9 protein-coding genes and 1 pseudogene are annotated in these 12,017 nt (G+C 44.4%); 1 reads left to right on the plus strand and 9 read right to left on the minus strand.

All coding sequences use genetic code 11. The features are described 5' to 3' along the window. Window positions 1–409: 409 nt before the first annotated feature. From sucD to sdhC, 8 genes are all read right to left on the minus strand, one after another. Entirely contained in the window at window positions 410–1,282 is an 873-nt protein-coding gene (gene sucD / locus AB4238_RS19050; protein WP_372034858.1) for a succinate--CoA ligase subunit alpha, read from the minus strand. Beyond that, a complete protein-coding gene (gene sucC / locus AB4238_RS19055; RefSeq protein WP_020913026.1) occupies window positions 1,282–2,448 on the minus strand; it encodes an ADP-forming succinate--CoA ligase subunit beta in 1,167 nt (388 codons plus the stop codon). Before sucC ends, sucD begins: the two co-directional genes overlap by 1 nt. Before the next feature lie 81 nt (window positions 2,449–2,529). After that, window positions 2,530–3,720 carry a 2-oxoglutarate dehydrogenase complex dihydrolipoyllysine-residue succinyltransferase gene (gene odhB, locus AB4238_RS19060; protein WP_371993880.1) on the minus strand — a complete coding sequence of 397 codons (1,191 nt, stop codon included), beginning with the start codon at window positions 3,718–3,720 and terminating at the stop codon, window positions 2,530–2,532. Between the two features lie 32 nt (window positions 3,721–3,752). Then, complete coding sequence (gene sucA, locus AB4238_RS19065) at window positions 3,753–6,575, minus strand: 2-oxoglutarate dehydrogenase E1 component (RefSeq protein ID WP_372034860.1); 2,823 nt, start codon at window positions 6,573–6,575, stop codon at window positions 3,753–3,755. 203 nt (window positions 6,576–6,778) lie between these two features. After that, a complete protein-coding gene (locus tag AB4238_RS19070; RefSeq protein WP_020913029.1) occupies window positions 6,779–7,486 on the minus strand; it encodes a succinate dehydrogenase iron-sulfur subunit in 708 nt (235 codons plus the stop codon). A gap of 12 nt (window positions 7,487–7,498) precedes the next feature. Further along, window positions 7,499–9,265, minus strand: a complete 1,767-nt coding sequence (gene sdhA / locus AB4238_RS19075; protein WP_372034862.1) for a succinate dehydrogenase flavoprotein subunit — start codon at window positions 9,263–9,265, stop codon at window positions 7,499–7,501. After that, window positions 9,266–9,613 (minus strand): succinate dehydrogenase, hydrophobic membrane anchor protein, encoded by a 348-nt coding sequence (gene sdhD / locus AB4238_RS19080; protein ID WP_372034863.1) that lies wholly within the window; start codon window positions 9,611–9,613, stop codon window positions 9,266–9,268. Next, a complete protein-coding gene (gene sdhC / locus AB4238_RS19085; RefSeq protein WP_220737543.1) occupies window positions 9,607–10,002 on the minus strand; it encodes a succinate dehydrogenase cytochrome b556 subunit in 396 nt (131 codons plus the stop codon). Before sdhC ends, sdhD begins: the two co-directional genes overlap by 7 nt. Window positions 10,003–10,412: 410 nt before the next feature. Between sdhC and AB4238_RS19090 the strand changes: the two genes are divergently transcribed. Beyond that, the gene (locus AB4238_RS19090) at window positions 10,413–11,702 is read left to right on the plus strand and encodes a citrate synthase (protein WP_220737527.1); all 1,290 of its coding nucleotides are present in this window, start codon (window positions 10,413–10,415) and stop codon (window positions 11,700–11,702) included. Window positions 11,703–11,803: 101 nt separating this feature from the next. On the opposite strand, the pseudogene AB4238_RS19095 reads toward AB4238_RS19090, so the two are convergent. Then, a pseudogene (locus AB4238_RS19095) lies at window positions 11,804–11,986 on the minus strand (transposase); the annotation flags it as partial. Window positions 11,987–12,017 lie beyond the last annotated feature (31 nt).

Genomic DNA, 12,017 nt, shown 5'->3' on the forward strand with positions numbered 1-12,017 from the left:
CGATCAAATCTTTATACTGGTGGTATTACTCCTAAGCGATAACCTTGGTTTGATTTTGTAGCATAAGCACAAAACACCATTGATATACAATATACACTATACACTTGTGCGTTACTAGCTACAAAAAACCTATATCATTGAATTAAAATCAATATTTAATAACGACAACTAAACACTTATCAACTTTTAGTACGCCATAATGACCAAAATACGGCATTCATGCCTAAGCATTATAGATATAATCAGCGTGATATAACGCGCCAACCTGAGTGAATCATTGTATCGATTGGTATTGATATTAGAGGCTTTAGTGTCAGTCTAAGAGAGGGAATGCTATATGAGCGAAATTCAGTTTGTTACTCCCATAAAAAAGCCGCTCTAAAGAGCGGCTTTTAATAAAACTAGGTTATTACCAACCCGTTTTAGTACGTAAAGCTTTACCGATGTCAGCAAGAGAACGTACAGTAGTTACGCCTGCAGCTTCTAGAGCAGCAAACTTATCTTCCGCAGTACCTTTACCACCAGCGATAATTGCCCCCGCATGACCCATACGCTTGCCTTCCGGTGCAGTTACACCAGCAATGTACGAAACAACAGGCTTAGTTACGTTAGCTTTAATGTATTCAGCCGCTTCTTCTTCAGCAGTACCACCAATTTCACCAATCATCACGATTGCTTCAGTTTGTGGATCGTTTTGGAACATTTCCAATACGTCGATGAAGTTAGTACCAGGAATAGGGTCACCACCAATACCTACACAAGTAGATTGGCCAAAACCTTCATCAGTCGTTTGCTTAACGGCTTCGTACGTTAGTGTACCAGAGCGTGAAACAATACCGACTTTACCAGGCTTGTGGATATGACCAGGCATGATACCAATCTTACACTCACCAGGAGTGATAACACCTGGACAGTTAGGACCGATCATACGAACGCCAGTCTCTTCAAGCTTAACTTTAACTTGAAGCATATCTAACGTTGGGATCCCTTCAGTAATACAAACGATCAGCTCAATGCCACCGTCGATTGCTTCTAGGATTGCATCTTTACAGAAAGGTGCAGGCACGTAGATAACAGTAGCAGTTGCGCCAGTTGCAGCGACAGCATCTTTAACAGTATTAAATACTGGAAGACCTAAATGAACCTGACCGCCTTTTCCTGGAGATACACCACCAACCATCTGAGTACCGTAAGCGATAGCTTGCTCAGAGTGGAAAGTACCTTGACCGCCAGTGAAACCCTGACAGATTACTTTAGTATCTTTATTAATTAATACAGACATTATTTGCTCTCCGCAGCTTTAACGACTTGCTCAGCTGCATCAGTAAGACTTGTAGCAGCAATGATGTCTAGATCAGAGTTAGCAAGAACTTCACGACCAAGATCAGCGTTAGTACCTTCAAGACGAACAACAACAGGTACTTCAACGCCAACTTCTTTAACAGCGCCAATGATGCCTTCAGCAATCATGTCGCAACGAACGATACCGCCAAAGATGTTCACAAGAACAGCTTTAACGTTAGAGTCAGACAAGATAATCTTGAATGCTTCAGCAACACGTTCTTTTGTCGCTCCGCCGCCAACGTCTAGGAAGTTAGCTGGCTTGCCACCGTGCAGGTTTACGATATCCATCGTACCCATTGCAAGGCCTGCGCCGTTAACCATGCAGCCAACGTTTCCGTCTAGTGCTACGTAGTTAAGTTCGAACTTAGCCGCGTGAGCTTCACGAGCATCATCTTGTGATGGATCGTGCATTTCACGGATTTTAGGTTGACGGAAAAGTGCGTTACCGTCGATACCGATCTTGCCATCAAGACAGTGAATGTTACCTTCGTCTGTGATTACAAGCGGGTTGATTTCAAGCAGTGCGAAATCATGATCTTCAAACATTTTCGCTAAGCCCATAAAGACCTTAGTGAACTGCTTCATTTGAGTTGGAGTTAGACCCAACTTAAAACCAAGATCACGAGCCTGGTATGGCTGTGGACCTGTTAGCGGGTCAATAATTGCTTTGTGAATGAGCTCTGGCGTTTCTTCTGCCACAGTTTCAATTTCAACGCCGCCTTCAGTTGATGCCATAAACACAACACGTTGTGTAGCACGGTCAACAACAGCACCTAAGTACAATTCATTTGCAATGTCAGTACAGCTTTCTACTAAGATTTTAGCAACTGGCTGACCCTTCTCATCAGTTTGGTAAGTCACTAAGTTCTTACCTAACCAATTTTCAGCAAACGCTCTTATCTCTTCTTTATCGCCAGTGACTTTAACGCCACCTGCTTTACCACGGCCGCCTGCGTGTACTTGACACTTAACAACCCACATATCACCGCCAATATGGCCTGCCGCTTCAACAGCTTCTTGAGCTGTATCACATGCAAAACCTTCTGACACTGGTAAACCATATTCGGCAAATAAAGATTTTGCCTGATACTCATGCAAATTCATGATGATCTATCCATTATACTTCTTGTCAATTTTTCAACAGGCCCTATTGGGCCTGCAACGAGGGTATTGTCTGCCTTAACCTTAAAGGTCAAGTAACAGACGAGTTGGGTCTTCTAGGAAGTCTTTAATAGCAACCAAATAACCAACCGACTCACGACCATCTACGATACGGTGGTCGTAAGAAAGTGCGAGGTACATCATAGGCAGGATTTCAACCTGACCATTTACTGCCATAGGACGATCTTTGATGGCATGCATGCCTAAAATCGCGCTTTGTGGCAGGTTCAAAATTGGGGTAGACATCAATGAACCGAATACACCACCGTTAGTCACAGTAAAGTTACCGCCAGTCATGTCAGCAACGGTTAATTTACCGTCACGTCCTTTAAGTGCAAGCTCACGAACATTACGCTCGATATCAGCTAGACTCATCTTATCGGTATCACGCAGAACTGGAGTCACAAGGCCACGTGGCGTTGAAACAGCAATACTGACATCAAAATAGTTGTGATAAACAATTTCATCGCCGTCAATAGAAGCATTAACTTCTGGGAAGCGTTTAAGCGCTTCTGTCACTGCTTTAACATAGAAAGACATAAAGCCTAAACGGATACCATGACGCTTCTCAAAAATCTCTTGATACTGCTTACGGATATCCATAATTGGCTTCATGTTAACTTCGTTAAACGTGGTTAGCATGGCAGTAGAGTTTTTAGCTTCTAGTAGACGATTAGCAATCGTTTTGCGAAGACGTGTCATTGGTACACGCTTCTCGCTACGATCAGCAAGCGGCGCAGCTACCGCAGCTGGAGCGCTTGCAGGCGCTGGTGCCGCTTTAGCATTCTTAACGAAAGCTTCAACGTCTTCTTTAGTGATACGTCCACCAACACCGGTGCCTTTAACCGCAGCAGCATCAACATTATGCTCAGCGATTAAACGACGCACTGATGGGCTTAGCGCATCACTTGTCTCTTCAGCTTCTGCCGGAGTTGCCGCTTCTGCTTCAGCTTTAGTTACTTCTTGACCAGCAACTGCGCCAGCAACAAAGTTAGCGATAACAGCTTCGCCTAAGACAGTCTCACCCTCTTCCGCAAGGAATTCAGCAATTTGACCATCTTCAGGTGCAACAACTTCAAGTACTACTTTATCAGTTTCAATATCAACAAGGATTTGATCACGAGAAACTTGCTCGCCAGCTTGAACATGCCAAGTAGCAATAGTTGCATCAGCAACAGATTCTGGCAGAACGGGTACCTTAATTTCGATACTCATGGATAACGATCCTTTTTATATAATGTCTATTACTACAGCTTTAATGCGCTGCTAATTAACGATTCTTGTTGCTGAGCGTGCAATGCAGGGTAACCACATGCTGGCGCAGCTGAAGCTTCACGACCGGCATAACTCAATTGAGCTCCTGCTGGGATAACGCTCCAGAAGTGATGTTGGCTACAATACCAAGCACCCTGATTTTGAGGCTCTTCTTGGCACCAAACAAAATCTTTAACGTGAGCATAGTCAGCAAGTGCTGTGGCAGCTTCTTCATGAGGGAACGGATAAAGCTGCTCCACACGAATAAGTGCGACGTTATCTTGACCTTCTTTACGACGACGCTCTAGTAGCTCAAAGTAAACCTTACCGCTACAGAATACGACTCTGTCGACTTTACTCGCGTCAAGTTCATCTATTTCACCGATAACATTCTGGAATGTACCTTCAGTAAGCTCTTCCATGCTTGAAACGGCTAATGGATGACGCAGCAATGATTTAGGTGACATAACGACAAGTGGGCGACGCATTGGACGCACAACTTGGCGACGCAACATGTGGTAAACCTGCGCCGGTGTAGATGGCACACAAACCTGCATATTGTGATTCGCACAAAGCTGTAAGAAACGCTCTAAACGTGCACTTGAATGCTCTGGTCCCTGACCTTCATAACCATGTGGCAACAGCATAGTCAGACCACATAAACGGCCCCACTTTTGCTCACCAGATGATAAGAACTGATCAATAACGACCTGGGCACAGTTAGCAAAATCACCAAACTGCGCTTCCCAAAGTGTTAGTCCACCAGGTTCTGCAGTGGCATAACCATATTCAAATGCAAGTACTGATGCTTCTGATAGAACAGAGTCGGTAAGGTCGATTGGACCTTGGTCATCAGCAATATTACGCAGTGGCATGTATGCCGTTGCGTCATTTTGATTATGCAGTACAGCATGACGATGGAAGAAAGTACCACGGCCTGAATCTTGACCGGTAATGCGGATACGCTGCTTATCTTCAAGAATTGACGCGTAAGCTAATGTCTCAGCAAAGCCCCAATCTAACAATTTCTCACCTGAAGCCATCAATAAACGATCTTTATAGATCTTGGCAACACGAGACTGCAGCTTATGGCTTTCAGGAACATAGCTGATTTTTTCTGCTAGGTTCTTGATTCTGTCCATCGACATATGCGCGTCGTAGTCATCATTCCATTCAGCGCCAATATAAGGTGTCCAATCAACAGAATGTAACGTCATAGGACGCCACTCTTTGACGACACAATCACCATCATCTAACGCGTCACGGTAAGCATTTACCATAGAGGTTACGTCATCCGCACCCATTGCGTTTTCGGCAATAAGTTTGTCGGCGTAAATCTTTCTTGGTGTTGGATGCTTCTTGATTTTTGCGTACATCAGTGGCTGAGTTGCACTCGGCTCATCCGCTTCGTTATGACCATGACGGCGATAACAAACCAGATCAATGACCACATCACGCTTAAATTCGTTACGGTAATCAACAGCAAGTTGTGAGACAAAAGCAACCGCTTCAGGGTCGTCAGCATTCACGTGGAAAATTGGCGCCTGTACCATCTTAGCGATATCGGTACAATATTCCGTAGAACGCACATCTTCAGTTAGGTTAGTCGTGAAACCAACTTGGTTGTTGACTACGATACGAATTGAACCGCCAACCTTGAAGCCACGAGTTTGCGACATGTTAAAGGTTTCTTGAACGATACCTTGACCCGTAATCGCTGAATCACCATGAATGGTAATTGGCATCACTTGCAGGCCAGTATCACATTGGCGTCGATCTAAACGAGCGCGTACAGAGCCAATAACCACTGGATTGACGATCTCTAAGTGAGATGGGTTAAAAGCAAGTGCAAGATGGACATTCCCGCCTGGAGTTTCAAAGTCAGATGAAAAACCTTGGTGATACTTTACATCACCACTACCGTTAAGCTCATCACTGTGCTTACCAGCAAATTCATCAAACAATTCCGACGGTTTCTTACCCAGAATGTTAACTAATACGTTAAGTCTACCGCGATGCGCCATACCGATAACCACTTCTTTGGTACCAGCATCACCCGCACGATAAATAATTTCACGCATCATAGGTACCAGCGCATCACCACCTTCAAGTGAGAAACGCTTTGCACCTGGGAACTTAGCACCAAGGTATTTTTCCATACCTTCTGCGGCATTAAGCCCTTCTAGAATTCGAGTTTTATCAGTTTTTGAGTAGTTGGCAGCACCTAAAGATGGCTCAAGACGTTGCTGGATCCAACGCTTTTCATCTGTATCGGTAATGTGCATATACTCAGCGCCAATCGAGCCACAGTATGTTGCTTTCAGCGCTTTTACCAGATCAACTAACTTCATGGTGTCGCCACCATGTGCAAATGAACCGGTATTAAATTCACGCTGCATATCATCGCTATCTAGACCATGGAAAGCAGGGTCTAATTCAGAAACGGTATCGCGCTTCCAAATATCTAGCGGATCCAAGCTCGCGTTCTGGTGACCGCGAAAACGGTGCGCGTTAATTAGCTGTAGGACTTTAACTTGTTTTGCATCGACTTCATGATCGGTCACTTTTGGTGAGCCTTTCTGACGTCCGTCTAATGCAAGACTACGAAAATAGTCACGTACTTTAGAGTGGGCAGCTTCAGGCACTTCACTAGAGGTACCATTCACTAGAGGGAGGTTATCAAACACGACTCGCCAGTCTTCTGTTACTGACTGTGGGTCATCTTGATAGGCTTCATACATCTCTTCTACATAGGTCGAATTCGCGCCATTAAGATGAGACGATTCGAGCCAGGCTTTCATGATGCCTTGGTGCATTTCTATTCCTTTCAAACTTATACACGTGCTTAGCCAAAGTCATAAATACAGATAGTTCGAGCAAACCCAAATTGTCTGTAATCTCTGTAGCCCCTAGAGTTCCAGATTATCTTTATATTGTCTTCCATGACACAAAAAGAGTCACTTCCAATAAAGAAAGTGACTCTCATAGAGCTATATCAATATCGGCTCTTTAAACTGCATTAAACGGCTCTCTTCAGAAGCATAGACTTGATGTGTCCAATTGCTTTTGTCGGGTTAAGCCCTTTAGGACAAACATCAACACAGTTCATGATGCCGTGGCAGCGGAATACACTGTATGCATCATCAAGCTCTGACAAACGCTCTTCAGTCGCGGTGTCGCGGCTGTCGATCAAGAAGCGGTATGCGTGTAGCAAGCCACTTGGACCGATGAACTTATCAGGGTTCCACCAGAATGACGGACAAGCTGTAGAACAACATGCACACATAATACACTCATAGAGTCCATCTAAATGCTCACGCTCTTCAGGAGATTGCAGATGTTCACGCGCAGGCGTTTTTTCATCGTTAATCAAATACGGCTTAATCTTTTCATACTGAGTGTAGAACTGAGTTAAGTCGACGATTAAGTCGCGCACTACAGGCATGCCTGGTAGCGGGCGGATCTCAATCTTCTTGTTCTTGAAGGTAGAAACAGGCGTGATACACGCTAGTCCATTTTTACCATTCATATTGACACCGTCACTACCACACACACCTTCACGGCATGAACGTCTAAATGACAATGTTGAATCTAACTCTTTCAGCTTCATCAATGCATCAAGGACCATCATATCGGTACCTTCATCCACTTCTAAAGTGTAATCCTTCATGTATGGCTTAGTATCTACATCAGGATTGTAGCGATAAACTGCAAATTCCAATTTCATCGTCGCGTCTCCTTAGTAAGTACGTTTGATAGGCGGGAATGCATCACGAAGCTTAGGCTCCATGTTCACATCACGCTTAGTCATTAGCTCGGTAACTGGGTCATATACACTGTGGCATAACCAGTTTTCATCATCACGGTCTAAGAAATCTTCACGTGAATGCGCACCACGACTTTCCGTACGGAAGTTAGCTGCGGTTGCAGTTGCAATCGCTGTCGCCATCAAATTATCAAGCTCTAAACATTCGATACGTTGAGTATTAAACTCAGATGAATTGTCAGACAGCTTGGCATTCTCTAAACGGGTACGAATCGCTTTAAGCTCTTTAAGGCCTTCAGCCATTGCGTCGCCACTTCTAAATACAGAGAAGTTAAGCTGCATACAAAGTTGTAGATCTTTACGGATAACCGCAGGATCTTCACCTTCTTTGTTGCTTTCCCAACGATTCAAGCGAGCTAGCGATGATTCGATATCAGCATCTGAAGCATCTTTAGGATTAGGTGTTGCATCAAGTGCTTTACCTAAGTGTTGACCCGCAGCTCGCCCAAATACCACTAAATCGAGTAGTGAGTTACCACCTAGACGGTTAGCGCCGTGTACTGATACACAAGCAATCTCACCCACAGCGAATAAACCAACGATATCTTCTTCAGTGCCGTCGTCATTTTGACGAAGAACCTGACCACTTACTTTAGCGGGCAAGCCACCCATCATATAGTGACAAGTCGGTAATACTGGAATTGGACCATCTGCAGGATCGATATGTGCGAATGTACGAGACAATTCACAAACACCTGGAAGGCGCGCTTCAAGGGTTTCTTTACCTAAGTGATCAAGTTTTAGTAAACAGTGCGGACCTAAAGGACCGTCAAGACCACGACCTTCGCGGATTTCAGTCATCATAGAACGTGCAACCACGTCACGAGATGCCAAATCTTTAGCGTTTGGAGCATAACGTTCCATGAAGCGCTCGCCATCTTTGTTCAGCAAGTATCCGCCTTCACCACGACAACCTTCAGTCACAAGAACACCAGCGCCAGCAATACCCGTTGGGTGGAACTGCCACATTTCCATGTCTTGCATTTGAACGCCAGCGCGCATCGCCATACCCACACCGTCACCAGTGTTAATGTGCGCGTTAGTGGTAGATGCGTAAATACGCCCTGCTCCACCCGTCGCTAGAATGGTTGCTTTGGCTTTAAAGTAAACGATTTCGCCAGTTTCAATTTCGATTGCAGTACAACCGACAATGACACCGTCTTCGTTTTTAACTAAATCAAGTGCGTACCACTCTGAGAAAACTTCAGTCTTATGTTTAACATTTTGCTGGTATAAGCAATGAAGAAGCGCGTGACCGGTACGGTCAGCCGCTGCTGCGGTACGTGCAGCTTGCTCGCCACCAAAGTTTTTAGACTGGCCGCCGAATGGGCGTTGGTAAATAGTACCGTTTTCAAATCGAGAGAAAGGTAGACCCATTTGCTCAAGTTCGATGACCGCTTCCGGTCCGGTTTTACACATAAATTCGATAGCTTCTTGGTCACCGATAAAATCAGAACCTTTCACAGTATCGTACATGTGCTGTTCCCAGTGATCTTCATGGGCATTACCCAGCGCTACGGTAATACCACCCTGCGCAGATACTGTATGAGAACGAGTAGGGAAAACTTTAGATAACAGCGCGCAGCTCTTACCTTCTTTAGAAATTTGTAGTGCCGCGCGCATACCTGCGCCACCAGCGCCGATAACAACCGCGTCAAATTCGCGAACTGGAATACCCACTTAAACACCCCACACTATCAAAATGCCTGCTGCCAAATAAGAGAAGGCTGCTACGACAAAAACAAACTGAAGTACACCACGTAGAGACACACACTTAACGTAATCGGTAAGTACCTGCCAAATACCAATCCATGAATGGACTAGAATCGCAACCAGTGCGAGAAGTGTGAAGACTTTCATTGGCAGAGCACTGAACAACCCGTGCCATGCATCATAAGTCAGTGGAGAGCTACATGCGATAAAACCAACCATAAAAATAGTGTAACAGGCTAGAATTACTGCACTTGCACGTATAAGAATGTAGTCATGGACACCGCTGCGACCAAGACTTGCTGCATTTGTTACCATACCCAAATCCCCGCAATGATTGAAAACACTACTGACAATGCAATAGCGACTTTAGCTGAAGTTAATCCTGAAGAGAGTTCTTCCCAGTAACCGGCATCCATCACTAAGTGGCGCAAACCCACTATCAAGTGATAACCCAGTGCAGTAAGAATTCCCCAAACGATAAACTTAACGATAAAGCTATCAAAAAGAGATTGGACGCCAGCAAAACTTTCCGCGGATGCTAATGACTCATTAAGCAACCAGATAAGGATACCGACAGCAAACAACATAATAACGCCCGATACACGATGTAGGATGGACGCGATGGCCGTTGCAGGAAACTTTACAGTCTGCAGATCTAAATGGACAGGTCTTTGCTTTTTCACGTTCTGCTCACTCTGCTCAATTGAGCTAATTTTTGTTATACGAACCGCTTTTGCTTGGATCTTCATCCGTGAACTAGGTCACGGTTTACGCCCTTCACAAAAGAAAACTTTAAACAAACATTTAACAGTTTAGTGAGCACTAATTAAGTATGTAAAAAAGTGATAACTATTCGCTAATGTCTGCAGCTCATCTGAGCCGCAGCAAGTATACGTGGGTGAAATGTCAAATACAAACATCACATTATGGAAATATAGTTTTTTTGGTAAAAAAATCTGCCAAGTGGCTGTTGCAACAAGTGGTTACACTTGAATAAGACCATGGTCTAAGAAATTTAAACGCTTATTTAAATTGAAATGTGACCCAGATCCACTGTAAAGTATTGGCGTTTGATAAGCCGCACTCAATAAGAATGAAGTAAGGAGAATGGGGTATGGCTGAAAATATAGCCAAGTTAGAACTACCGGGGAATGATTCAATCGATCTGCCGATCAAAAAAGGAACGGCAGGATTTGATGTAATTGACATCAGTAAACTAGGTAGCAAAGGGCACTTTACCTTCGATCCAGGATTTCTCGCAACAGCCTCCTGTGAATCAGCAATTACTTATATCGACGGCGCACAAGGGATCTTGCTTCACCGCGGTTACCCAATTGGCGAGTTGGCCGTAGATTCTGATTATTTAGATCTATGCTATTTGTTGCTTTACGGAGAGCTTCCGAATAAAGCACAGTACGAATCTTTCGTGCATATGGTTAAAAACCACACCATGGTGAATGAGCAACTTGCAAGCTTCTTTAGAGGTTTCAGACGTGATGCTCACCCAATGGCAATGTTATGTGGTGTTACAGGTGCCCTATCGGCATTCTACCAAGACTCTTTGGACGTGAATGACGAACGTCACCGTGAAATTGCTGCTTTCCGTTTGGTTTCTAAAATGCCAACAATTGCTGCAATGTGCTACAAGTACTCAATTGGTCAACCATTTGTCTACCCACGTAACGACTTAAGCTACGCAGGTAACTTCCTAAGCATGATGTTTGCTGTGCCATGTGAAGAGTACAAGGTTAACCCAATCGTTGAACGTGCTATGGATCGTATCTTCATCCTACATGCCGATCACGAACAGAATGCATCAACTTCAACTGTACGTTTAGCAGGTTCATCTGGGGCTAACCCATTTGCTTGTATCGCTGCGGGTATCGCGTCTCTTTGGGGACCAGCTCATGGTGGTGCAAACGAAGCTTGCTTAAACATGCTTGAAGAGATTGGTAGTGTTGATCGTATTCCTGAGTTCATTGCACGTGCCAAGGATAAAGAAGATCCTTTCCGTCTAATGGGCTTCGGACACCGTGTTTACAAGAACTTCGACCCTCGCGCAAAAGTGATGCGTGAAACCTGTCATGAAGTACTTGCAGAACTTAACGTCAATGACCCATTGTTAGATGTTGCAATGGAACTTGAACGCATCGCACTAGAAGACGAGTATTTCGTTTCTAAGAAGCTATATCCGAATGTTGATTTCTACTCAGGGATCATCATGAAGGCTATTGGTATTCCAACGAGCATGTTCACTGTACTGTTCGCCCTAGCGCGCACAGTAGGTTGGATTGCACATTGGAAAGAGATGCTAGATCAGCCTGGTCACAAGATCAGCCGTCCGCGTCAGTTATACACTGGTGATGCAGAACGTAGCTTTGTTGCTAAAGACAAACGCGGTTAATTACACTTAATTAAGTAATTAACACTAAAAGGCACTCATTGAGTGCCTTTTTTATTGCCTGACATAGCATGTTTACCTTCTGCTATCTGTCTATGAATTTTGTTCATGGCGAACACGTCTGTTAACTTCAATATTTGCGCTTCAACCCAGCTGCGGCGATGGTCGTAATTCTTACCCGTGTATTTATCATCACCACACAGGAAGGCGCGTCTAACCACACGGCTGCAACAGTGGTAATAGGAAGTATCTTCGATGCTAATTAACGTTCTTCTTGGGCGTGGCATGCCGACCTCCTTGTTAAATACTCAAATCAAG

The sequence above is a fragment of the Shewanella sp. 10N.286.45.A1 genome, assembly GCF_041470405.1.
In the GTDB taxonomy this organism is placed as follows: Bacteria; Pseudomonadota; Gammaproteobacteria; order Enterobacterales; family Shewanellaceae; genus Shewanella.